We start from the raw sequence: 23,853 nt of genomic DNA, 5'->3' as shown, positions 1-23,853 counted from the left end.
TATGGAAGTAACGACCACAACAGCAACGACCACTGCAGTGACGCAAACAGCGGGAACGACAAGCGGGACAAGCGGTGACTTTGAGATGTTTTTGCAGATGCTTACCGTGCAGATGCAAAATCAGGATCCACTGAACCCCGTTGATTCAACCGATTATGCGACACAGCTTGCAACGTTTTCGGGGGTGGAACAGGCTGTGATGACGAATGATTTGCTTAAATCTCTCAGCGCACAACTTGCATCAGGTGGGTTGGCTGATATGGCCGCGTGGGTTGGCAAAGAAGCACGCGCCGCCACCCCGGCATATTTTGACGGAGAACCAATTACTTTGGCCCCGAACCCCGCTGTTGTCGCGGATAAGGCAGAGGTGGTTGTACGCGACGAATCGGGTGCAGAGGTGCAGCGGTTCGACGTTCCAATCAGTGCGGATCCTGTAGAATGGGCCGGGGTCGACACTGGCGGGTATCCATTCGCAGAAGGTCTATACTCCTTTGAGTTGATCAGCTCGCTCGAAGGCGAAATTTTGACCGAAGAAACTGTCGAACTTTACAGCACCGTGACAGAAGTACGTGCCCAAGATGGTGAAACCATTCTCATCCTTGATGGTGGTGTCGCGGTTGCGACATCACAGGTCAGCGCCCTGCGTGACCCGGCACTTTAAAGCAATGCACTGATCCAAACACCTGCACCGACAAGCGCACCACCAAGCGTCATCCACCCCAGCTGATGGGCCAATGACGGTGGCTTGGGCTGTGGCTGCGGATTATTACGACGTATCAACGCTTCTTCGGCTAATCGCGGTAGTTGCGGCCCAAATCGGGACAACACCATCGCTGTTTTGCCAAGATCACGCAGTAGGGCCTTGGGGCCGATACTTTGCTTGATGTAGCTTTCGACCACGGGCTTGGCGACTTGCCAGATGTTCATATGGGGGTCGAGCGACCGTGCGACACCTTCGACAACGACCATCGTGCGTTGTAGCAGGATCAGTTCAGTGCGGGTTTCCATGCCAAAGCGTTCGGTCACTTCGAACAGATAGCTTAGCAAGCGCGCCATCGAAATATGGCTCGCGTCCATACCGAAGATTGGTTCACCTACCGCACGAAGCGCACGCGCGAATTCATCAACGTCTTGGTTAGCTGGAACATAGCCTGCCTCAAAATGAACCTCGGCAACGCGTTGGTAATCTTTGCGGATAAAGCCAAACAAAATCTCGGCGTAGACGCGGCGCGTATATTCATCAATCCGTCCCATGATGCCAAAATCATAGGCAATGATGTCGCCATTCGCAGCGACCTTTAGGTTGCCCTGATGCATGTCACCATGAAAGAAACCGTCGCGTAGCGCGTGGTTCAAGAACAGTTGCAGCACCCGTGACGCTAGCGCTGTTCGGTCGTGTCCGGCGGCGTCGAGTGCCGCGTTATCACCAATACTGTCACCTTCCGCCCAATCAAGCGTCATGACGCGTCGGCCGGAAAGGTGCCAGTGGATGAGAGGGACCTGAAACCCAGTGTCACCTTCTGTATTCGCCGCGAATTCCGCAGCGGCCGAGCTCTCAAGCCGAAGGTCAAGCTCGCCAGCGACCACCCCTTCGAAATGGGTGATCACATCCATTGGGCGCAGACGACGGGAAGCGGGTGATAGAACCTCGATCGCGCGGGCCGCAAAATAGAATGCATCAACGTCTTTGCGGAACGCTTTTTCGATACCGGGGCGCAGGACTTTAACGGCTACAGCCTCGCCCGTGTCGGCCAGATGCGCCTTATGGACCTGGGCAAGCGAAGCAGCGGCGACGGGTTCTGAAAATGTCGAAAACAACGTATCGGTCGGTGCGCCCAGCTCTCTTTGGATCGCAGCTTTGGCTTCGTCCATCGAAAACGGTGGCAGTTTGTCTTGGAGCACGCGCAACTGTACGGCCAAATCGTCGCCTACAACATCGGGACGTGTCGATAGGACTTGCCCAAACTTGATATAAGCGGGGCCCAGCGCCGTCAGTGCCCGTGTGGCCGGGGGCATGTTTACATCGCCTTTGTAGCCAAGCCACTGAAACGGCCAAACCAACGTGCGGATGGTCATGCGTAGCAGCGGACCCGCGTCAAACGCGTCTAAAACGACTTTCATCGCACCAGTACGTTCGAATGTAGCGCCCGTACGGATCAGGCGAATGATATTATGGGGGCCGCGCATATTACAGTTTCCAACCCGAATGCAGCGCCGCAATGCCAAGCGACAGGTTGCGATACTTTGCATTCCCAAAGCCCGCTTTGCCCACCATGTCTAGGAACGTGTCTTGGTCTGGGAAGTTGCGGATAGATTCCACAAGATATTGATAACTGTCTCGGTCCCCGGCGATCAGCTGGCCCATTTGCGGGATGACATTGAACGAATAAGCATCATATGCGGCCTGCATCATCGGGTTCGGCAGTTGGCTAAATTCCAGAACCATCAAGCGACCACCCGGTTTTAACACGCGGTAAGCCTCGTTTAATGCCTCTTGGGGGCGGGTGACGTTCCGGATGCCAAAGCTGATCGTGTAAACATCAAAGGTGTTCGATTCGAACGGCAGCGCCATCGCATCGCCAACCACCCAATCAAGACTGTCTGACATGCGTTCTGCCTCGGCGCGTTTGCGGCCTTCGACAAGCATGGATTCAGTAATGTCCAAAACAGTGGAATGCCCGTGGCCCGCACGTTTCAGGAACCGGAATGAAATATCACCAGTGCCGCCAGCAACATCCAACAACCGTTGGCCGGGGCGAGGGGCAAGCCAATCCATCATCGCGTCTTTCCAAACGCGGTGGATACCAACCGACATCACATCGTTCATAATGTCGTATTTGCTTGCCACCGAGGAAAACACGCCCTGCACGCGGCCTGCTTTTTCGCCCTCGGGTACGGTTTCAAACCCAAAGTGGGTGGTGTTCTCTGGCTTGTCGGTCATGTCATTCTTTCGCCCGAATACTGTCCCAAACGGGTTATACGGACTTGGTCCAATAGACAAACTGTCAATGTGACACGGGAGGTCAGTAACGGGTATTGCATTCATATCCCGCGATTAGAGAGCGGCAGAAAGACCGAGGTGATGAAATACCTTGTCGGCATCCGTCCCTTCCTTACATATGCAAGGGAACAAATCGCAAAGAATAACAGGATCTAATGCCCGAACTTCCCGAAGTTGAAACCGTCAAAGCTGGCATCGCCCCCGCAATGGAAGGGCAGGTGATTGCGCAAGCCGATATTAACCGCCCTGATCTGCGTTGGCCGTTTCCGGAAAACATGTCGGCGCGACTGACAGGCAAACGTGTGCTTGGGCTGCGTAGGCGATCCAAATACATCTTGGCTGATCTAGATAGCGGTGAGACGCTGCTGATCCATCTGGGGATGTCAGGCCGGATGTTGGTGTCTGGCGTAAAGGTTGGTGAATTTCATCATCCGCATCCTGTTCCCGCCAAACATGACCATGTCGTGCTTCACATGGAAAACGGTGCGCGGATCACCTTTAACGATGCGCGTCGGTTTGGCGCGATGGATCTGTTGGATACGGCCACACAAGAAGACCACTGGCTGATCCGTGACATCGGGCCAGAGCCGCTGGGCAACGCATTCGACGAAACTTACTTGGTTGAACGACTTAAACGTAAAAACAGCCCGATTAAATCTGCGCTTCTTGATCAAGGAATCGTCGCGGGCTTAGGTAATATCTACGTTTGCGAGGTCCTATTTCGCACAGGCATTCACCCCGCGCGCAAAGCAAGCCAAATCAGTGCCAAACGGATCGCCAGCTTGGTTCCCGTTATTCGCGAGGTTCTATCCGAAGCAATCGCCGCAGGCGGGTCATCGTTGCGCGATTATCGGCAATCCGATGGAGAGCTGGGATATTTTCAGCATGTCTTTCAGGTCTATGACCAAGAAGGAAAACTGTGCGTAACCGACGGATGTAAAAAGACAATTCAGCGAATCGTACAGTCGGGTCGTTCTTCCTTTTTTTGCCCGCAATGCCAAAGATAACTTGCACCACGTGTAACCTTTGCTAATCACTAAGGTAATCTGGGGAAACAGGAAGTACACGAATGGCTTTTGAGAAAATCATCGTAGACGTTAGCGATTCTGTAGCGACTATCACTCTGAACCGCCCAAATGCGATGAATGCGCTGAATAGCCAACTGTTGTGTGAACTGTGCACCGCACTTGAAGAAGCAGACGCAAACGACAAGGTGCGCTGTATTGTGATTACGGGGTCGGAAAAGGCATTTGCCGCTGGCGCGGATATCGCAGAAATGTCTGACAAGACATTCGTTGAAATGTACACTTCACGTTTCTTCGAAAACGAAACCGACCGTTTTAACCGCACCCGCAAACCGATCATCGCCGCTGTCGCAGGCTATGCGCTGGGCGGTGGCTGCGAACTGGCGATGATGTGTGATTTCATTATTGCCGCGGACAACGCGAAATTCGGACAGCCTGAAATCAACCTTGGTGTAATCGCCGGGATTGGTGGCACACAGCGTTTGACGCGTTTTGTCGGTAAGTCGAAGTCGATGGAAATGCACCTGACCGGTCGTTTCATGGACGCCGATGAGGCCGAACGTAGCGGACTTGTGAGCCGCGTCGTTCCTGCGAAAAAGCTATTGTCCGAAGCACGTTCTACTGCGGAAAAGATCGCCGAAAAATCACGAGTTGCGACGATTGCTGCAAAAGAAGCAGTTAATCGCGCTTATGAAACGACGTTAGCCGAGGGGCTGAACTATGAACGTCGTGTTTTCCAGTCGCTGTTTGCGACGGATGACCAGTCCGAAGGCATGGCCGCGTTCCTAGAGAAGCGTGAACCGCAGTTCCGCGACCGCTAGCATACCTTCTTTCCCACGTACCCACCTATGCGCTTTGGCGCGCCCGGCAGGTCACTGTTTTGCCGTATCGATTACCTTTTTTTGCCCCAATGTGTTCTCATGGTTGTGGGGTGATATCCCTTATCAACCCTGAGTCCATAGGCGCAATGCCAGGATCTAAGATAAGGAACGAAATGACCGTTTTGCCGCTAAAGAAGTCTGCCTTTTTACTGAGTACGCTGATTGCTCTGCTTCCCAATTCACTGCTTGCCGGGAAAACATCGCCTCCCATTCCCGAACAGATTGTTCTTGCTGAACAAACCGACATCATCATCGATATGGGTGCAGCAAACCGCGTTATCGCTGCAGATTTGGTGCGGACCTTATCCCAAGAAATTCCAGCCGCAGTTTGCTATCTTCATCACAATGTAGGCGTTGATGAAGCATCCGATCTTTTGCGCTCTAGCATTACGCAGTTTGATACGGCGCTGTTTGCATTGTTGAATGGTGACGAAACATTGGGAATTATCGGTGCAGAACGCTTGCATCGGGTGACCGTAGAGATCGAAGAATTGATCGCCACATGGGGGCCAATTCAGAACGCGGCGCTTACTGTGTTGGATGACCCCAGCGATGAAGCTGCCGTTACAACGATCTTCGATGCCGCTGATACGCTTTTGGATGCGACCTATCATCTGCTGAGCGAGATCGAGGCCGAATATTCTAACCCTGTAGAACTGCTTCAGTCCGATGTATTACTTCTTGAGGTGTCGGGCCGGTTGGCAATGATGACACAGCGCATGGCCTATGAAGCATGTCGGATCTGGTCGGGTGACGGAAGCGAAGCATTGATCGCGGATCTTCAAAAAACAATTTCTCAGTTCGAAGCTGGCATGCATGCATTGACCAATGGAATGCCAGAATTAGGGATTAAGCCCGCCCCTACGCCGGAAATCGCACACAATCTAGAATTCGTCGCCGCGGATTGGGCTGTTATCAGCGGATACCTAGAGGCCGCGATATCGGGTGCAGAGATGAGCATCGCAGATCGTGCTGATCTGTATCACTTGTTAGCGGTTAAGCTGCATAAGGTTGAAGAACTTGAAGTGCTTTACCAAACATATTCCAAACGCGTGTACTAACGCAGGTCAAAATGGCGTTGCATTGCTAGGGAATCTGGCTTATGCGGCGCCTCATACATGCGTGTGAGGCCCGCTTTGGCCAGATCAACCGGTTCTGAACCCGGTCGGGGCTTATTGCGCTATTGAATTTTAATTTGACCCGACGAAGGGAAAGACCAAATGGCAAACACACCACAGGCGAAAAAACGCGCCCGTCAAAACGAAGCCCGCTTTGCAGTAAATAAAATGCGCCGTTCACGTATCCGCACGTACCTGCGTTTCGTTGAAGAAGCGATTGCATCAGGCGACAAAGATGCAGCCGCTGCTGCACTGAAAGCTGCACAGCCAGAGCTGATGCGCGGTGTTACAAAAGGCGTTGTTCACAAGAACACAGCTGCTCGTAAAATCTCTCGCTTGGCGTCTCGCGTCAAAGCAATCGGCTAAATTTATCTGCTCCGCTCAGTAAAGAGCGGCGGATTACTGCTAAAGGGCATGCCTGTTCAGGGCATGCCCTTTTTTGTGCGAGTGTTGTCCGTTTGCGCTTATTTTGTGTGATTTCAGCGGCCCGTTAGATTCTTTTCACGCAATCTTAGAGTCAAGCGCGATGTTGTGTTGAAGCGTCCGCAGAGAGCTTGCTAGTTTAGCCAAGCGATTCACATCGTTCCGGGGGGACATGAAGAGTTTGCATCGAAAAAACACTGTGCGTCCGTCGTTTAGATGAACGTATAAAGAATTTCTTTGCCAAACTTCATGCAACGCTGGCAGGCAGGATTTGTATCAACTGATACTGCTGGGCTGGTTTTGTGTCTGTACGGTTGCCAGAGGCTGCTCTTTGGTAATTTTGCGGTTCTTGTTCTTTTGTCTGCCGCTCAGACGCCTGAGCCCGACTGTCGTCGGCTTGTGCGTTCAGGCCTATGGATTTGGTAACAGAGACCTTGTTTGAGTGGTGCACTCAAGCACGAGATTTCTGTTGTCCAAATGGATTGATTGTGAAGTGCAAGCGAGGCTCGCTTCGCGAGATGAACGGCATGTGTTTGGGGACAGAGATACAAGATGACGAACGATACTTGGGCGACGGTACAGACGAAACTTAAGGGCGCATTGGGCGCGAACAACTTTTCAAGTTGGATACAACCGCTCGAATTTTCGAAACTAAATGCTGGCGTTATGACATTTCATGTACCGACAAATTTTATCGGTAACTACGTGTCGCAAAACTTTGGTGATCAGATCATCTATCACATGAATCAGATGGGCGAATCAGTACGCCGTTTGGAATTCACGGTTCAGTCTCAAACGCGCACCGTTGCGGCTGCTACCCCAACAGCCGCACCTGCGCCAAAGCCGACATCGACCCAAGAAATCTCTGGCTCACCAATCGATTCGCGTTTTACGTTCGACACGTTTGTTGTTGGTAAACCAAACGAATTGGCGCACGCCGCTGCACGCCGTGTTGCGGATGGTGGCCCTGTCACATTCAACCCGCTGTTCCTTTATGGTGGCGTTGGTCTTGGTAAAACCCACCTCATGCACGCCATCGCAAATGAACTAAAGCTACGCTCACCAGAGCTAAACGTACTTTATCTCTCCGCAGAACAGTTCATGTACCGTTTCATCACTGCCTTGCGTGAACGCAAGATGATGGACTTTAAACAGCTGTTCCGTTCGGTTGATGTTCTGATGGTCGACGATGTTCAGTTCATCGGTGGCAAAGACAGCACTCAAGAAGAATTCTTTCACACGTTCAACGCGCTTGTTGATGGTCAAAAACAGATCATCATCTCGGCTGACCGTGCCCCCGGTGAAATCAAAGACCTTGAAGAGCGTATTAAGTCGCGTCTGCAGTGTGGTCTGGTCGTTGACCTGCACCCGACTGACTACGAACTGCGCCTTGGCATCCTTCAGTCCAAAGTCGAAGTTTACGCCGCGCAATATCCTGATCTGGCGATCGCACCTGGCGTTCTGGAATTCCTTGCACACCGTATTTCAACCAACGTGCGCGTTCTTGAGGGCGCATTGACCCGCCTGTTCGCATTCGCGTCGCTTGTTGGTCGTGAAATCACACTGGAACTGACCCAAGACTGCCTGTCCGATGTTCTCAAAGCATCAGATCGCAAAGTCACCGTCGAAGAAATCCAGCGCAAAGTATCTGAACACTACAACATCCGCCTGTCCGACATGATCGGTCCAAAGCGCGTGCGCAACTATGCACGCCCACGTCAGGTCGCGATGTATCTGGCCAAAACAATGACCAGCCGTTCATTGCCTGAAATCGGACGCCGTTTTGGTGGCCGCGATCACACCACAGTCATGCATGGTGTGCGCCGGATCGAAGAACTGAAAGTCACCGATAGTCAGATCGCAGACGATCTTGAATTGCTGCGTCGCGCGCTGGAAGAATAAGTCCAGCGCTTGACGCCGGTGCGCCCATCGTCAACAGTCCAACAAAACGCTTGAGCCCCACGGAAAATACAGTACATTTTCCGTCCCGGTGGCTCTTGCCACCAAGATATGCGGAGCATTGGGACATGAAAATCAGCATCGAACGCGGAGCCCTCCTTAAGGCCGTCGCACAAGCCCAATCAGTTGTTGAACGGCGCAATACAATTCCGATCCTAGCAAACGTGCTGATCGAAGCCGAAGGTGACTCTGTCCAGTTCCGGGCGACCGATCTAGATATCGAGGTCGTTGACCGCGCCCCAGCAATGGTTGAACGCGCCGGTGCGACCACCGTGTCTGCCGTGACGCTGAACGAAATCGTGCGCAAATTGCCCGATGGGGCCTTGGTATCACTGACCGAAGATAGCGCATCTGGCCGCCTAACAATTGAGGCTGGGCGTTCAAATTTCTCGCTCGCAACGCTGCCAAAAGAAGACTTTCCAGTCATGGCAACGTCTGAATATGCTGCGAACTTCTCGGCACCTGCGCCGGTTCTGCGTCGCCTTTTCGACAAATCCAAATTCGCCATCTCAACCGAAGAAACCCGTTACTACCTGAACGGCGTTTACATGCACGTCGCTGATGGCGACGGCGGTAAGGTGCTGCGCTGCGTGGCGACCGATGGTCACCGTTTGGCACGCATTGATGCGGAACTGCCCGAAGGCGCAGCCGAGATGGCTGGCGTCATCGTTCCACGCAAGACAGTCGGCGAGTTGCGCAAGCTGCTTGATGACGACGATATGCAAATCGCCGTGTCCGTGTCCGAGACAAAGATCCGCTTTGCGACACCTGACATCACGCTGATCTCAAAGGTCATCGACGGGACATTCCCAGACTACACACGTGTCATTCCGCAAGGAAACACACGCAAGATGGAAGTCGACGCCAGCGAATTCGCAAAGGCCGTCGACCGTGTGGCAACAGTATCATCCGAGCGTTCGCGCGCGGTAAAACTGTCACTCGACGAAGACCGCCTGATCCTTTCCGTGAACTCACCTGACAGCGGTGCAGCCGAAGAAGAGCTGGCTGTTGCCTACGGCGATGAGCGTCTGGAAATTGGCTTCAACGCGAAATACCTGCTGGAAATCGCCAGCCAAGTTGATCGCGAGAATGCTGTTTTCATGTTCAACTCGTCAGGTGATCCGACGCTGATGCGCGAAGGCAACGACATGTCTGCCGTCTACGTCGTCATGCCGATGCGCGTTTGAAGCGGACAGGTTTCGTAGAAACATTGCGCAAGGGTTTCATGCAAACCCTTGCGGCCAGATATGACTAAGCTCGCTATCTCAGAACTGGTGCTGTCGCACTTTCGATCGCACAAGCGGGCGGTGTTAGAGCTTGATCCGCGCCCATTGGCCATTTTTGGACCCAACGGCGCGGGCAAAACCAACCTCATCGAAGCTGTTTCACTGTTGTCGCCCGGTCGCGGTCTGCGTCGTGCAGCGGCGGATGATCTGACACGCCGGCCAGAGGCGCTCGGTTGGAAGGTCACTTCAGTCCTGCAATCACTGCACCAGACCCATGAACTAGAAACCTGGGCCGAAGCAGGCAGCGCCCGCCAATTGCGCATTGATGGCAAGGCATCGGCGCAGGTCGCGCTTGGCCGGATCGGGCGCATCTTATGGCTGGTGCCTTCGATGGATCGGCTTTGGATCGAAGGGGCCGAAGGGCGGCGTCGGTTCCTTGACCGCGCGACGCTTAGTTTTGAACCAAGCCATGCCGATGCAGTCCTGTCATACGAAAAGGCAATGCGGGAACGGAATCGCCTGCTAAAAGACATGGTGCGCGACTCACATTGGTACACGGCTCTCGAATCCCAAATGGCAGAGGCGGGCACAGCGATCCAAGCCAACCGTCAGCGCGCCATCGCCGAACTGACCGCCGCACAACAGGCCACGACCACAGCCTTTCCAACCGCAGATCTGACGCTGACCAGCCCGGACCCAATTCCCGATGACCTGCAGGCGGCATTCGCAAATAATCGTGGGCGTGATATGGCGGCAGGGCGCACCTTGATCGGGCCACACCGCGCTGATTTGCACGCCGTATTCGCGGATAAAGGCGTCGACGCAAAGGATTGCTCGACCGGTGAACAAAAGGCGCTGTTGATCAGCTTGTTCCTTGCCAATGGTCGTGCACTTGCCCGCGATTTTGGCGCACCGCCGATCCTGCTGCTGGACGAAGTCGCCGCCCACCTTGACGCAACGCGCCGGGCAGCGCTTTATGATGAAATATGCAGCCTCGGCGCACAGGCATTTATGACCGGAACGGGGCCAGAGCTATTTGCTGAACTAGGCGACCGCGCCCAATACGCCGAAGTAACTGAAATCGAAGGGCAATCGACCCTGACCCGAAAGGAAAGCCTATGACACCGCAGCGCGTGACATTGATTACCCTTGGGGTAGCAGATCTAGAACGGGCGAAATCATTTTACGGTACGCTCGGCTGGACCCTGCATTCCGAAACAGAAGGTGTAGTGTTCTACCAAATCAACGGCATGGTGCTGGGGTTCTTTGGGTTAGAACCACTGGCCAAGGACCAAGGACGACCTGACGCCAAACTGGGCACTGGCGCCATGACACTTGCGCAAAATTTCGAAACCGAAGCCGAGGTTGATGCGGCTTATTCTGCTGCACTTGCGGCAGGAGCGACTGCACTTAAGGCACCGGAAAAGGTGTTTTGGGGCGGTTATTCCGGCTACTACGCAGACCCAGACGGCCACGTCTGGGAGGTCGCACACAACCCGTTCTGGCCGCTCAATGAGGATGGTAGCCTGACCTTACCAACCCCATGACGATATCCATCGAAACCATCAATGAACTTGATCTGACGCCGCAGACTGACGCTGAAATCGCGGCGCTGTTGATGGCTGCGTTTGTTTCTGGGTTCGGTGGACGATCTTACTATCGGCAACGGCACCACCTACGCCTTTTGGCGCGTGATGGGGATGTATTGGCTGGGCATGTGGCCCTGCTGTACCGCGCTATTCAATCGCGTGGTCAGTTGATCCCGATCATTGGTCTGGCCGAGGTCGCCACAGCCAGTACGCATCGGGGCCAAGGCATTGCACGCACGCTGATCACGCAATCGCTACAAATCGCACAAGACAGCCAAGCACAGTTTGCGCTGCTTTTTGGCGATCCCGCGCATTACAACCGCTATGGATTTCGTAGGGCGCAAAACCAACTACGCCAATTGGACTTAAAAGACGGTCATTCGTCTGCGGTCACTACAGCACCGGACAGCGGCTTTATGGTTGCACCCACAGGTCATTTGGATTGGGATGACGCTGCCGAAATCGACCTTATGGGGCATGAATTTTAATGACGATCAGCCCTTACGAGCTCATGCTCTATGCCTCGGCGCTCTTTGTTTTGTTCCTTACCCCCGGTCCGGTTTGGGTCGCGCTGCTGGCCCGGTCAATGTCGGGTGGTTTTCAGGCAGCTTGGCCACTGGCGATGGGCGTCGCCATCGGTGATATCCTCTGGCCTTTGGTCGCCGTCTTGGGCGTTAGCTGGTTGGTGTCCGAATTCGCAGGTTTCATGGATGTGCTGCGCTGGGTTGCGGTGATTGTTTTTCTACTCATGGGCGCTCTGCTAATTAAGAACGCTGACAAGTCACTCAGCAGCAACAGTCGTCTTACACGTCCCGGCATGTGGGCTGGGTTCTTAGCAGGGCTAGCGGTCATTATCGGCAACCCAAAGGCCGCGCTGTTCTACATGGGCATCCTGCCGGGGTTCTTTGATCTGACCCAAATGACAACGCTAGATATCATTGCGATCTGCACGCTTAGCTTTGTTGTTCCACTGACCGGAAACCTGATTTTGGCACTATCCGTCGACCGCGTACGCGGGTTCCTAAAATCCCCCACAGCGGTCCGGCGATTGAACTTGTCAGCCGGCTGGCTACTGATCGGAGTCGCCTGCGTTATCGCGTTGACTTAGGCACCGCGAGCCAAGCGCGAAGGTAAGGCGCAAGCCGATCCTGAACATCAACGCTGTTGTGCAACGCGCAAAATTCCAAAGCGATGGCTTGGATAATGAACGCCTGAATGCCCTCGGCCAATAACATCGCATCGACATCGCTGCGTACGATGTGCGGTTGCAACCTCTCGACCCATTTCGCAAACAGCATGACTTGTTCCATGAAGTTCACCGAAATCAGCTCTGTCGTTTCAATCGCCGCTGCGCCTGAAAACCTGATCACGACATCAAATACGACACGGTTTTGGCCCATATAACCCATAAGCGGCGCGAGCGCCGGGCCAAAGCCGTCAACTGTATCCGGGGCAGGCGCCTGCGCAATTTGTTTCAGAATGCGGTCCATTTCTTGACCGATCAGCAATGCCATGAGGCGGTCTTTGTCTTCGAAATGCGAAAAGAACGTCCCCTTGGCGACCTTTGCACGGGCAACCACATCTTCAACACGCAAAGCGGCAAAGCCAGATTCTGCGACGATTTCGCTGGCTGCTTCAATCAATCTTTGGCGCGTCGCGATGCGGCGCTTTTGTGGGGGGCGTGCTTCCATGAACGGTAGAATACCAGTATTTTGACCGTGGTCAAATTTTAATTGACCGCGGTCATCTTTTGACGCTATGAAAATGACCATAGTCAATTTTAAGGATTCGTTATGACACAAAGACGTATTATCGTGCTCAATGGGCATCCTGGTCCGACCTCACTGTCGCGCCAGTTTTCTGAAAAATATGCGGCGGCTGCCCGTGATGCTGGCAATGCCGTGCGCCTGCACCACCTGCCTGAAATGTCGTTCGACATTGATTATGGGTTTGCGGGCTACGAAAACGCCAAACCCCTCGAACCCGACCTCGAAACCTTCTTGGCTGACTTGGAATGGGCCGAACATTTCGTGGTGGCGACGCCAATGTGGTGGGGCGGGTTACCTGCAAAACTGAAAGGGCTTTTCGATCGCTCATTCCTACCGGGTCGAACGTTTAACACAAGGGTAAAAAAGTTGGGAATGCCGACCCCAATGCTAACGGGAAAAACCGCGCGCATCATCATGACATCCGACACGCCACGCTGGTTCGAACGCCTAATCTACCGCAACGCGATCTTGCACCAAACAAACAAACAGATCATGGGTTTCGTGGGGATCAAGCCAACGCGCTACACTTATTTTTCAGGAGCAAGCGAAGCGTCAGAGGCAAAGGTCAAAGGCTGGTTTGCCAAGGTTGAAACAATTGGAAAAAGGGCGGCATAGCGGGCGCACTCCAAACTCCGCCTAAAACCACAAAATCTTGTGTCATTTGCGTGACAAACTTCCGTAAACCGCATATATTTTGCGCATAAAGACACGGGAAAAGTTACATGGTCGACGACAATAAAAATCCAGAAGAATACGGCGCCGATTCGATCAAAGTTCTCAAGGGCTTAGAGGCAGTTCGCAAGCGCCCCGGAATGTATATCGGGGACACAGACGATGGCTCTGGCCTGCACCACATGGTGTACGAAGTCGTGGACAACGGCATTGATGAGGCGCTCGCTGGTCACGCGGACCATGTTTACGTAAAAATTAACGCTGATGGCTCAGTCACCGTCGGTGATAACGGGCGCGGAATTCCCGTGGGCATCCACGAAGAAGAAGGCGTTTCCGCAGCCGAAGTTATCATGACCCAGCTCCACGCTGGTGGTAAGTTCGACAGCAATTCTTACAAGGTATCTGGCGGTCTGCACGGCGTGGGTGTTTCGGTTGTGAACGCCCTGTCTGATTTCCTTGAACTGCGCATTTGGCGCGATGGCAAAGAACACTACGCCCGGTTCGAAGGCGGCTTTACCACTGAACACCTAAAGGTCATGGGCGATGCCGATGGTCGCAAAGGGACCGAGGTCACATTCCTTGCCTCGACCGAGACATTCAGCAACCGCGATTTTGAATTCCACACGCTAGAAAAGCGTCTGCGCGAACTTGCGTTCCTGAACTCTGGCGTGCGGATCATCCTCGAAGATTTGCGCCCGGCCGAGCCTTTGAAGGCAGACCTGTTCTACGAAGGCGGCGTCAAAGAATTCGTTAAATACCTCGACCGCTCCAAAACGCCACTGATGGAAGAACCCATTTATGTGACCGGCGAACGTGACGATATCGGTGTCGAAGTCGCGATGTGGTGGAACGACAGCTATAACGAAATGGTGCTGCCATTCACCAACAACATCCCACAGCGCGACGGCGGTACACACCTTGCCGGTTTCCGTGGCGCACTCACCCGCGCGATCACGAAGTATGCGACTGAAACCGGGATTTCCAAAAAGGAAAAGGTTTCACTGACAGGCGACGACGCCCGTGAAGGTTTGACCTGCGTGCTGTCTGTCAAAGTACCCGATCCGAAATTCTCGTCGCAGACCAAAGACAAACTGGTCAGTTCCGAAGTACGCCCAGCCGTTGAAAACTTGATGGGTGAAAAGCTGAACGAATGGTTCGAAGAAAACCCAGCCGTTGCCAAGTCGATCATCAGCAAAATCGTCGAAGCTGCGGCAGCCCGAGAGGCCGCACGTAAAGCCCGCGAAATTCGACGCAAATCGGCGATGGACGTGAACTTTAACGCATCCAAGCTCAAAGACTGTTCTGAAAAAGACCCGTCGAAAACCGAAGTCTTCCTAGTGGAGGGTGACTCTGCTGGTGGTTCCGCACAAACGGGCCGTGATCGTCAGACACAAGCGATTTTGCCGCTAAAAGGTAAAATCCTGAACGTTGAACGCGCACGTTTCGATCGGATGCTGAACTCTCAGGAAATCGGTACGCTGGTGATGGCGCTGGGTACAGGCATCGGGCGCGACGAATTCAACATCGATAAGCTGCGCTATCACAAAGTCATCATCATGACCGATGCTGACGTCGACGGCGCCCACATCCGTACGCTTTTGCTGACGTTCTTCTTCCGTCAGATGCCAGAACTGATCGAAGGTGGGTATCTTTATATCGCGCAGCCACCGCTTTACAAAGTGTCGCGCGGCAAATCCGAAGTGTACCTGAAAGATCAGGCCGCGATGGATGAATACCTTATCGAACAGGGCATTGATGGTGCGATTCTACGCCAAGGCAACGGCGAAGAAATCGCGGGTGCCGATCTGCGCCGTATCGTTGACGAAGCCCGCCAGCTCAAGCGTGTTCTGGATGCATTCCCAACCCATTATCCACGCCATATTCTTGAACAGGCCGCAATCGCAGGTGCCTTTGTGCCTGGTGTTCTTGAAAGTGACCTACAAGGTACGGCAGACCGCGTTGCGGACCGCCTGAACCTGATTGCGCTCGAATGGGAACGCGGCTGGCAAGGCCGGATTACCCAAGACAAAGGCATGCGTCTCGCGCGTATCCTGCGTGGGGTCGAGGAAGTGCGTACACTTGACGGTGGCATGCTGCGCTCTGGCGAGGCGCGTCGCACCGGGACGTTCACGCAAAGCCTGCAAGACGTCTACAATCTACCCGCCACATTGGTACGCAAGGACCGCAGCCAGCTGATCCACGGACCGTTGGACCTGCTCAAGGCAATCCTTGAAGAAGGTGAAAAAGGCCTGTCGCTGCAACGCTACAAAGGTCTGGGCGAGATGAACCCTGATCAGCTATGGGAAACCACGCTTGACCCGGATGCACGCACCCTGCTGCAAGTGAAAGTCGAAGATGTCGCCGAAGCCGACGATCTATTCACCAAGCTAATGGGTGACGTGGTCGAACCACGTCGCGAATTTATCCAAAACAACGCGCTGAACGTGGAACATTTGGATTTCTAATTGTTGTGGGCAGCGCATAATACTTCGCGCTGCCCATGATACTTCGTTTCGCAGAATTTGGTCTCAAAAAATGCCGGCGAAGAATTAGACGTTAATCACAAATGTTTCTGTCAGGCGTTCGACTGTAGGGGCCCGCTTTGGCGTCACCGGTTTGCAAACAGTAATTTGGTTGCCGAACCTACTGAGTGTATATACGGCCTTTCGCGACGCGGTTAGTGTCTGCTTATTGGGTTTGTTCTTCGCAAAGAGCCGTTGATGGAGCTTTCTAAATTTGGAGCACGCGATCAGCATTCGAGATGTCGCCGAGACTGACTATGATCAATGGAGATCACTGTGGGGGCAATACAACGCCTTTTACGGACGAGAAGGTCCAACCGCCCTATCTGACGCTATCATTAAATCGACTTGGCGGCGGTTCTTTGACCCGAACGAGCAGGTGTTTTGCCTCGTGGCAGAGCAGGCAGGGAATCTTGTCGGCCTCGCTCATTACATCTTTCACCGAAACACGATCACGATTGAAAATACCTGTTACCTTCAAGACCTTTTTTCCGATTCCAAGATGCGTGGATTGGGCATAGGTCGTCAGTTAGTGACCGAATTCTACGAGCGAGCAAGACTTGCTGGAACGCGAGGGGTCTACTGGCACACGCACGCATCCAACCAAACGGCAATGAAGCTTTACGACAGGATGGCCGAGAACACAGAATTTGTTGTCTATCGGAGTTCACTTTCCAAACGACGCTGAGGTGATCATTGGCATGGAAACCGAAACGAAACTACGTCCGACATAACGGTGCATCACGTTATGATGCCGACCCCAACGTTTATAGAGCCATCAGTCTTTGCGCCATTTGGCGAAAACAACTGGCGCAATCGCAATGACCAGCGTGATCCGAAAGATATGCATCACCGACACATAGGTCACGTCTTGGTCCAGCGCGAGCGCAAGCAAAGACATCTCGGTCAGGCCTCCGGGTGAATAGGCAAGGAAGGCTTGGCTTGTTGGGATGCCATTCGGCCAAGCAATAATCACAGCAAACACCACCGCCACGACCAACATCGCAAGCGACGCCATCGCCGCCAGCGCAAGGTCGCGACCAACCTCTGCCACGCTTGAACCGGCAAAACGTGTGCCGATGATCGTACCAATCGTGATCTGCGCGATGATGATCAGCAGGGTCGGCGGCGCGACCGTGACCCACCCAATGATATGGGCTGCACCACTTAGGATCATGGGGCCAAACACAGGTGCCGCAGGCAGGCCAATGCGGTTGCCAAGCCATGTGCCAGCCACCGCGCAAACGCCCAAAATGGCATAATCCGCCCATGTCAGCGCATCCAATTGCACCCAATTCGACGCGCTTGGTGATCCGCTTGTCACTCCCAAAACCAGCCCAAAGAAAAGCGCGACAAACACAATAACCACCAAAATACGGGCCGCATGGGCGAGCGCGATCCTGCGTTCGTCACCACCCGCTTCGGCGCCCAGCATCAGCATTTCGTTAATACCGCCGGGCATCGCGGCATAAAACGCTGTGACCGTGTCATAGCCGCCTAACCGACGATATACAGTAAACGACGCCGCAGATGCGCAAGCCAAAAACACTGGTAACAAAAGCAGCGTCAAAATCCATGACTGCAGTAGCCCGAACACTTCGGCAGTCACGCCAGACCCCAGCAAAACTCCGATCACAGGAATGACCACAGGGCGCAAACGCGCTGGCGCTCGTACGGGTAAATGGCCCATTGCCGCAATCGTATTACCGATCATCGGACCCAACATCCAAGGCAGCGGCAACCCAACCGAATAGGCAGCAACACCACCAATAATCCCGATCAACAAGGCCAGCATTTGGGTGCTTAGCCCAGCAACACGTTGATCGGTCAGGGGCATTTTTCGTCCTTTTGGCAATGGGGTACACAGTTGCAATATGCCGCGCGTATCGTAGGGTCAACGTGTGGCGGCTATGCAGTCGGTGCATGTATTTTTAGAAAGACGAATTGATGGAAAACTTTGGTCCAGCTCTGGTCGCGCGGCTTGCGGGGCTGCGGTTAAAGCATCGTTGGGGTGGTTGGGATAAATCCGCCTTTACTGCCGAAAGCAAATTCCATGTGTCAGTCTATGAAAAGCCAGCGGACTAGTTGATCCAGATCGGGCCGATCAACAAGAACAAGCAGCTGATCGCGCCGATGACCGGGATAAAGATTGGCACGGTAAAAATGCCGTCCGGCACGGGGTCGCCGCGCCATTTCACGCGTACCAGCGCCATATTGACCAACACAAATATCGCTAGAATGATTTGTGAAGTCAGCGAGACCAGAAAATCCAGCGGAACGATCAGTGCCGATACCAGCATGGCACTTGTAATGATGATGGTAGCATTAAGTGGTGTGCGGCGCTTTGGGTCGACGCGTCCTAAGACCGTTGGAAGCTTGCCACCTTTCGCAAGGCCATATGCCACGCGTGCAGCCATGATGATCTCAATCACGACGCCGTTCATTGTGGCGACAATGGCGATCAACGTAATCGCAAACGGGGACATGCCCGTTAAGCGTTCGAACAAAAGGCCAATCGGGGCTTTGGACGCGATTAGCTCTTCTTGGGGCAGCGCGCGAACGGCGACCAGCATGACAAAGAAATAGATGACCGTCACAACGGCCAACGAAATCCCTATGGCCCAAGGCATAATCTTGCGAGGGTTCCTTGCTTCTTCAGCGAGGTTCACGACGTTGTCGAACCCAATGAACGCAAAAAAGGCAATCAGGCTGGCGCTAAGCACCCCAGTCATTGCAAAACCGTCTGAAATCGGTGGAATGACAGTATTGATTTCAGCCATCATTGCGGGGTCAACGCGATACCCGGCATAGATAATGACCAAGAGTCCCAGAATCTCAATCACGGTAAGCACCCCGGCAAAGGTGACAGATTCCTGTACGCCCTTCGCCGCAATCCAACCCATAGTCAGAATGATCGCCGTGACAATTATAGGTTCGGGTAGGGGGACCAATTCGGCCACATATCCCGCACACCCTAAACTGATCGCAGCACCCGCGATCGTCGCGGCAAAGATGATGGATAGGCCAACACCAAGCGTAAGCCACGACCAACCAAAGCCAGCTTCGACATAAACCGCCTCGCCCGCACTTAACGGAATGCGACCCGAAAACTCGGCAAAGCTAAGCGCGCTAAAGGTCATCACGCCAGCGGCGACCAAGAACGCGGCGGGGGCATAGACACCAGCCGCCGCCGCTGCCTCGCCGATCAGGACATAGATGCCAGCCCCAATGGTGATGCCCAGACCGTAAAGAACAAGTAGCGGCAAACCGATTGCGCGGCGCAGCTCGGGTGTCGTCGTATCTGATGGCATAGGGCGCGTTTCCTTGGTTGTGCGATGTCAGCCTATGGCAACACCGCACCCCAAGTCTTGATTCAGATCACAGGCCGCCGATGTGATGCGTGCCGCGCTTCTTCGCGAGCGCGATCTGCTTTTGACGCTCGCGGAAACGGGTTTTGTCTTCTTCGGTGGTCTCATGCGCACATTGGTGACATGCGACGCCTTCTTCGAATTCAGCGCGATTGCGATCTTCGGGCAGGATCGGGCGGCGGCAGGCATAGCACAACACATGCGGGCCTTCCTTCAACTCATGACCAACGCTCACGCGGGCGTCAAAGACGAAACATTCGCCGTCCCACTTGCTTTGCTCTTGAGGGACTTCCTCAAGGTATTTCAGAATGCCACCCTTCAGGTGGTAAACATCCTCAACACCTTGGCCCATCAGAAAGTTCGTGGATTTTTCGCAACGAATGCCGCCGGTGCAGAACATCGCAATACGCTTGTTATGAAAGCGATGCTTGTTTTCTTCCCACCACGCAGGGAATTCGCCAAAGGATTTGGTCAGCGGGTCAATCGCCCCGTCAAACGTACCAATCGCAACCTCGTAATCATTGCGTGTATCAATCACGGCCACATCGGGCGCGCTGATCAGTTCGTTCCAATCGGCCGCATCAACATAATGCCCCGTGCCATTCGCAATCGGGTCAACATCAGGCTGGCCCATGGTCACGATCTCGCGCTTCAGGCGGACTTTCATACGGTGGAACGGGGGCACGCTTGCCGTGCTTTCTTTCCACTCGAAATCGGCACAGCCAGGCAAGGATTGAATATGCGCGATGACCGCATCAATCCCAGCGCGGCTACCAGCGATGGTGCCGTTGATACCCTCTTTGGCGAGCAACAACGTGCCGCTGATCCCTTGCGATTTGCACAGGTCCAAAAGCGGCCCTTGCAACGCGGCAGGGTCATCAAAGCGGGTAAAGTGATATAGTGCAGCTACTGTATACATAGGGATCAGATAATCCTGTTGTTTTGTTAGGGCAAGGGACGCGATGCCGCAATCGCAAGGCCATCGGCCACAGCGGTAAAGGCTTCGGCACGTTCCAGCGCTGCATGAGGGAAGATCGTGGTCATGGCATTCTCAACCACATGCAGCAGGCTCGACCCGCCAACAAAGACGATCTTGCCAATTTGACCGGGGCTTACATCCGCCATGCGCAGGGTTTCAGTCGCGCAAGTGCTGATCTCATCCGCATGATCCGTCAGGATCGCACCCAGCTGCAGCTTGCTAAACCGCGCCCATAGCTCACGCTCAACGACACGCAGATCAATCCCGGCCTCGTCCACATCCGGTTTGTTGATGTGGATTTTCCCGGCCTCAACGGCAAAGGCAATATCATGCCCCAATTCCATATCCAGAACCGTATGAAGCCGCGCGAATAGCGCAGGATCAATGCCCAGCTTTGCGAAATCCGCAGCCATACGTTTGTTTTCGGGCGTATAGGTGAACGGGATTTTCTGCCAAGTCGCGAGATCATTAAAGATCGCGTTCGGCGCGATGTGACGACCAGAGCCCATCGCATTGCGCACCTCTGCGCCACGACCCAACAACGGCATGACCTGATCAATGCTAATCGCACGGTCAAAATCCGTACCGCCGACACGCACACCGTGGCTGGCAATCACGCGGGTATTGTCGCCATCGCGCTCAAAGACCGAGAAATCCGATGTACCACCACCAATATCCACGATCAGACCCAGTGTACCGGCATCAAGCGGACCACTGGCCAACGCCGCGGCTTCGGGCTCGTACATAAAATGAACGTCCTTAAAGCCCGCGATCATATAGGCCTCGCGCAGATCGACCTCGGCTTGCGCATTGCGCGCGTCATCAGATGAATGAAACCGCACCGGACGACCGGAAAGGGCCACGTCATAGGTTTGACCTGTCGCTGCCTCGGCTCTTTCGCGGATCATGCGCAAAAAACGCGCGACGACTTCGATCAGGGTCAGACGCTCATATGCAACCTGACGCTTTTCCCGCATCAACGGCGTGCCCAAAACGGACTTCAACGCACGCATAAATCGGCCTTCGCGGCCATCAATCAATGCAGCATTCGCAACCGACCCATAGGTCGTGACCTTGCGGTCATAATCAAAAAACACCGAGGTCGGCAGCGTCGTGCGCCCCGGCTCAACCTCGATCAAAAACGGACGATCCCCAGCCAGCACACCCGCCGCCGTATTCGAGGTTCCAAAGTCGATACCCAAAACCGCCATTTGCGCCTCCTGCTGCTTAAATGAAAGGCGGGCGAGGTACGCGATTACAAACTTGTCGTCAAGCCCTCGACGTTTTTGGAAATCGCGCATAGGTTGTAGCTCTAATTGGGAGCCTTCATGACAAAAATTCTATGGTTATCTGATCTTCACTATCGCGATCTAGGCGATGTGCAGGGGCACAATCCGCGAATTCGGCTAGAGGCAGCGATTGCGCATATTAACGAACACCATAACGATGCGGCGTTTGTGGTGATTACCGGTGATATGGCGGATAACGAACAAAGCTATTCGGCCCTTGCAAAACAACTAGATACGTTCTCAATTCCTGTTCTGCCTTTAACCGGCAATCATGATAGCCGGGACGCTTTGCGCAAAAGCCGTCCATTGCCGAACAACTGTATGGATGACTTTGTGCAGTACTTTGTCGAATTGCCCAGTTTTGCGGTAATTTGCCTTGATACCAAAAAAGAAGGTTCAGATTGTGGCGAATTCTGTGCGGCGCGCCGGGCTTGGCTCTGCGAAACGCTTGCTGATTTGGGGGATAAACCTGCCTATTTATTCATGCATCATCCGCCCATGACGCTGGGCTTACCAATGCAAGACCTGCTGATGATGCAGTCGGGGGATCAGTTTCTCGATATGATAGGTTGGTATAAAAACGTGAAGCACCTGTTTCTTGGGCATGTGCATCGACCAACGGCAGGTACCATCGGCGGGCTGCCTTACGCGACAATTGGGGCCGTGTCATATCAGGCACCTGCGCCAAACCCACGATGGGATTGGGATAGCTTCTCTCCTGCGAAAGAAGCCCCGCAATACGGTGTGATTGATATTTGGAATGGCCACGTAACGCTGCAATATACGCAGTTTTGCAACTACGAGACTGGAGTTCACAGTTAACAGCTTTTCAATGTGACACCTCAGCGATACCAATTCCCCATGCAGCGCGTCATGATTACAGGTGGGCCTGGTTCCGGCAAAAGTACGCTCGCCCGGATACTGGGCGAACGGACGGGGCTGCCAATCTTTCACATGGATCAAATCCACTGGATGCCCGGTTGGGTGCAGCGTGACATGGATGAACGCGTACAAATGGCCTGCGCTGTTGAGGCGCGCGAAACATGGATATTCGAAGGCGGCTTTTCCGCGACCTACGATAATCGCGCGAGCCGGGCGGATACGCTCGTTTGGTTAGACCTACCCGTTATGCTGCGGTTTTGGCGTGTCGTGCGGCGATTGCAGAGGGACTATGGGCAAACACGACCCGACATGACCAAAGACTGCCCCGAGGTGTTCCAGCAAGAAACCTTTGCCTTTTGGCGTTGGATATTCAGCTCTCGGCGTCGGACGCGGGCAAGGATCCAGCGGTTAATTGCAGAACACCCACATTTGTCCGTTCATCGTCTACAAAGCCGCTCGCAGGTCCGCGCGTATATTGCTAGCCTATCCACAAAATAGGAGACCCGACATGACGCACGCCCTTCTTGTGATCGACGTACAAAACGACTTTTGCCCCGGCGGAGCACTGGCCGTCGCTGGTGGCGATGAAATCGTATCGGGGATCAACGCTGCGATGAATGACTTTGACGCAGTCATCCTGACCCAAGACTGGCACCCAGCTGGGCATTCTTCTTTTGCATCGAGCCATGATGCCGAACCAATGTCGCTGACCGAAATGCCCTACGGCCCACAGGTGCTTTGGCCCGATCACTGTATCCAAGGATCAGTCGGCGCGAATTTCCACCCGAACCTGACCGTGGACCGGGCCGACATGATTATCCGCAAAGGCTACAATCCCGCCATCGACAGCTACTCCGCGTTCTTTGAAAACGACCACAAAACACCAACGGGACTCGAAGGGTATCTGCGGACACGCGGCATCGACACACTCACGATGGTCGGGCTGGCCACAGACTTTTGCGTTAACTACTCAGCCGTGGACGCGGCCAAGCTTGGGTTCAACGTCACCGTTCAAATGGACCTCTGCCGCGCCATCGACTTTGACGGGTCACTTCAGGCTGCGCGCGACGGGATGATCGCCGCAGGCGTAACAATCGCGTAACAAACTAGGCCTTGCCACCCCGTCAACCAATTGCTCTAACGCGTAAAA

Annotated in this window: 25 protein-coding genes; 18 read left to right on the top strand and 7 right to left on the bottom strand. The window is 53.9% G+C overall.

Annotated features, from left to right (window positions below; all coding sequences use genetic code 11):
- Window position 1: 1 nt before the first annotated feature.
- Complete coding sequence (locus tag CLV80_RS08840; protein ID WP_106357103.1) at window positions 2-661, top strand: flagellar hook capping FlgD N-terminal domain-containing protein; 660 nt, start codon at window positions 2-4, stop codon at window positions 659-661.
- On the opposite strand, the gene ubiB is transcribed toward CLV80_RS08840, so the two are convergent.
- Both ubiB and ubiE read right to left on the bottom strand, forming a co-directional pair.
- Window positions 658-2,187, bottom strand: coding sequence for a 2-polyprenylphenol 6-hydroxylase (ubiB, locus tag CLV80_RS08835; RefSeq protein ID WP_106357101.1), 1,530 nt, complete (start codon window positions 2,185-2,187; stop codon window positions 658-660). The two genes, CLV80_RS08840 and ubiB, sit on opposite strands and share 4 nt — an antisense overlap.
- 1 nt (window position 2,188) lies before the next feature.
- Complete coding sequence (gene ubiE, locus CLV80_RS08830; protein ID WP_106357098.1) at window positions 2,189-2,941, bottom strand: bifunctional demethylmenaquinone methyltransferase/2-methoxy-6-polyprenyl-1,4-benzoquinol methylase UbiE; 753 nt, start codon at window positions 2,939-2,941, stop codon at window positions 2,189-2,191.
- A gap of 215 nt (window positions 2,942-3,156) precedes the next feature.
- Here ubiE and mutM point away from each other — a divergent pair, with 215 nt between their 5' ends.
- The 10 genes from mutM to CLV80_RS08780 all read left to right on the top strand — a co-directional run bounded on the left by mutM (window position 3,157) and on the right by CLV80_RS08780 (window position 12,330).
- On the top strand, window positions 3,157-4,008 hold the full coding sequence (gene mutM, locus CLV80_RS08825) for a bifunctional DNA-formamidopyrimidine glycosylase/DNA-(apurinic or apyrimidinic site) lyase (protein WP_106357096.1): 852 nt from the start codon (window positions 3,157-3,159) through the stop codon (window positions 4,006-4,008).
- Window positions 4,009-4,070: 62 nt separating this feature from the next.
- The gene (locus CLV80_RS08820) at window positions 4,071-4,847 is read left to right on the top strand and encodes an enoyl-CoA hydratase (protein ID WP_106357094.1); all 777 of its coding nucleotides are present in this window, start codon (window positions 4,071-4,073) and stop codon (window positions 4,845-4,847) included.
- Between the two features lie 173 nt (window positions 4,848-5,020).
- Window positions 5,021-5,968, top strand: a complete 948-nt coding sequence (locus CLV80_RS08815) for a type IV pili methyl-accepting chemotaxis transducer N-terminal domain-containing protein (protein WP_165793351.1) — start codon at window positions 5,021-5,023, stop codon at window positions 5,966-5,968.
- Window positions 5,969-6,127: 159 nt separating this feature from the next.
- The gene (gene rpsT / locus CLV80_RS08810; RefSeq protein ID WP_106357089.1) at window positions 6,128-6,391 is read left to right on the top strand and encodes a 30S ribosomal protein S20; all 264 of its coding nucleotides are present in this window, start codon (window positions 6,128-6,130) and stop codon (window positions 6,389-6,391) included.
- 609 nt (window positions 6,392-7,000) lie between these two features.
- Window positions 7,001-8,350 (top strand): chromosomal replication initiator protein DnaA, encoded by a 1,350-nt coding sequence (dnaA, locus tag CLV80_RS08805; RefSeq protein ID WP_106357086.1) that lies wholly within the window; start codon window positions 7,001-7,003, stop codon window positions 8,348-8,350.
- A 125-nt stretch (window positions 8,351-8,475) separates the two neighbouring features.
- Window positions 8,476-9,594: a DNA polymerase III subunit beta gene (gene dnaN / locus CLV80_RS08800; RefSeq protein ID WP_106357083.1), complete on the top strand. Its 1,119-nt coding sequence runs from the start codon at window positions 8,476-8,478 to the stop codon at window positions 9,592-9,594.
- Between the two features lie 60 nt (window positions 9,595-9,654).
- Entirely contained in the window at window positions 9,655-10,755 is a 1,101-nt protein-coding gene (recF, locus tag CLV80_RS08795) for a DNA replication/repair protein RecF (protein ID WP_106357081.1), read from the top strand.
- A complete protein-coding gene (locus CLV80_RS08790; protein ID WP_106357079.1) occupies window positions 10,752-11,180 on the top strand; it encodes a VOC family protein in 429 nt (142 codons plus the stop codon). The genes recF and CLV80_RS08790 overlap by 4 nt, the downstream gene beginning before the upstream one ends.
- The gene (locus tag CLV80_RS08785) at window positions 11,177-11,710 is read left to right on the top strand and encodes a GNAT family N-acetyltransferase (RefSeq protein ID WP_106357077.1); all 534 of its coding nucleotides are present in this window, start codon (window positions 11,177-11,179) and stop codon (window positions 11,708-11,710) included. The genes CLV80_RS08790 and CLV80_RS08785 overlap by 4 nt, the downstream gene beginning before the upstream one ends.
- Window positions 11,710-12,330, top strand: coding sequence for a LysE family translocator (locus CLV80_RS08780; RefSeq protein WP_106357075.1), 621 nt, complete (start codon window positions 11,710-11,712; stop codon window positions 12,328-12,330). The genes CLV80_RS08785 and CLV80_RS08780 overlap by 1 nt, the downstream gene beginning before the upstream one ends.
- Here the strand turns inward: CLV80_RS08780 and CLV80_RS08775 are convergent.
- Entirely contained in the window at window positions 12,314-12,913 is a 600-nt protein-coding gene (locus tag CLV80_RS08775; RefSeq protein WP_106357600.1) for a TetR/AcrR family transcriptional regulator, read from the bottom strand. The two genes, CLV80_RS08780 and CLV80_RS08775, sit on opposite strands and share 17 nt — an antisense overlap.
- Window positions 12,914-13,015: 102 nt before the next feature.
- On the opposite strand from CLV80_RS08775, the gene CLV80_RS08770 reads away from it, so the two are divergent.
- From CLV80_RS08770 to CLV80_RS08760, 3 genes are all read left to right on the top strand, one after another.
- Window positions 13,016-13,606, top strand: a complete 591-nt coding sequence (locus CLV80_RS08770) for an NAD(P)H-dependent oxidoreductase (RefSeq protein ID WP_106357073.1) — start codon at window positions 13,016-13,018, stop codon at window positions 13,604-13,606.
- Window positions 13,607-13,713: 107 nt separating this feature from the next.
- The gene (gene gyrB, locus CLV80_RS08765) at window positions 13,714-16,128 is read left to right on the top strand and encodes a DNA topoisomerase (ATP-hydrolyzing) subunit B (protein ID WP_106357071.1); all 2,415 of its coding nucleotides are present in this window, start codon (window positions 13,714-13,716) and stop codon (window positions 16,126-16,128) included.
- A gap of 271 nt (window positions 16,129-16,399) precedes the next feature.
- Window positions 16,400-16,873, top strand: a complete 474-nt coding sequence (locus tag CLV80_RS08760; RefSeq protein WP_106357069.1) for a GNAT family N-acetyltransferase — start codon at window positions 16,400-16,402, stop codon at window positions 16,871-16,873.
- Between the two features lie 90 nt (window positions 16,874-16,963).
- Here CLV80_RS08760 and CLV80_RS08755 read toward each other — a convergent pair whose 3' ends face one another.
- The gene (locus tag CLV80_RS08755; protein WP_106357066.1) at window positions 16,964-18,022 is read right to left on the bottom strand and encodes an AbrB family protein; all 1,059 of its coding nucleotides are present in this window, start codon (window positions 18,020-18,022) and stop codon (window positions 16,964-16,966) included.
- Window positions 18,023-18,132: 110 nt separating this feature from the next.
- On the opposite strand from CLV80_RS08755, the gene CLV80_RS08750 reads away from it, so the two are divergent.
- Entirely contained in the window at window positions 18,133-18,270 is a 138-nt protein-coding gene (locus CLV80_RS08750) for a hypothetical protein (protein WP_207766543.1), read from the top strand.
- On the opposite strand, the gene CLV80_RS08745 is transcribed toward CLV80_RS08750, so the two are convergent.
- The 3 genes from CLV80_RS08745 to CLV80_RS08735 form a co-directional block, all read right to left on the bottom strand.
- Window positions 18,267-19,496: an APC family permease gene (locus CLV80_RS08745; RefSeq protein ID WP_106357063.1), complete on the bottom strand. Its 1,230-nt coding sequence runs from the start codon at window positions 19,494-19,496 to the stop codon at window positions 18,267-18,269. The genes CLV80_RS08750 and CLV80_RS08745 overlap by 4 nt on opposite strands.
- 67 nt (window positions 19,497-19,563) lie before the next feature.
- A complete protein-coding gene (gene trhO / locus CLV80_RS08740) occupies window positions 19,564-20,472 on the bottom strand; it encodes an oxygen-dependent tRNA uridine(34) hydroxylase TrhO (RefSeq protein WP_106357061.1) in 909 nt (302 codons plus the stop codon).
- A gap of 26 nt (window positions 20,473-20,498) precedes the next feature.
- Window positions 20,499-21,743, bottom strand: coding sequence for an Hsp70 family protein (locus CLV80_RS08735; protein WP_106357597.1), 1,245 nt, complete (start codon window positions 21,741-21,743; stop codon window positions 20,499-20,501).
- Window positions 21,744-21,860: 117 nt separating this feature from the next.
- Here CLV80_RS08735 and CLV80_RS08730 point away from each other — a divergent pair, with 117 nt between their 5' ends.
- Genes CLV80_RS08730 through pncA form a run of 3 tightly spaced genes read left to right on the top strand, consistent with a single transcriptional unit; the run spans window position 21,861 to window position 23,805 of the window.
- Entirely contained in the window at window positions 21,861-22,643 is a 783-nt protein-coding gene (locus tag CLV80_RS08730; protein ID WP_106357058.1) for a metallophosphoesterase, read from the top strand.
- 51 nt (window positions 22,644-22,694) lie between these two features.
- Complete coding sequence (locus CLV80_RS08725; RefSeq protein ID WP_243394479.1) at window positions 22,695-23,201, top strand: P-loop NTPase family protein; 507 nt, start codon at window positions 22,695-22,697, stop codon at window positions 23,199-23,201.
- Between the two features lie 10 nt (window positions 23,202-23,211).
- Window positions 23,212-23,805 (top strand): bifunctional nicotinamidase/pyrazinamidase, encoded by a 594-nt coding sequence (pncA, locus tag CLV80_RS08720; protein ID WP_106357054.1) that lies wholly within the window; start codon window positions 23,212-23,214, stop codon window positions 23,803-23,805.
- The last annotated feature ends 48 nt before the right edge of the window (window positions 23,806-23,853 follow it).

The sequence above is a fragment of the Yoonia maritima genome (assembly GCF_003003285.1).
GTDB classification, from domain to species: domain Bacteria; phylum Pseudomonadota; class Alphaproteobacteria; order Rhodobacterales; family Rhodobacteraceae; genus Yoonia; species Yoonia maritima.
The sequence above is the reverse complement of the archived record's forward strand: the minus strand, read 5'-3'. Positions and strand labels throughout refer to the sequence as shown.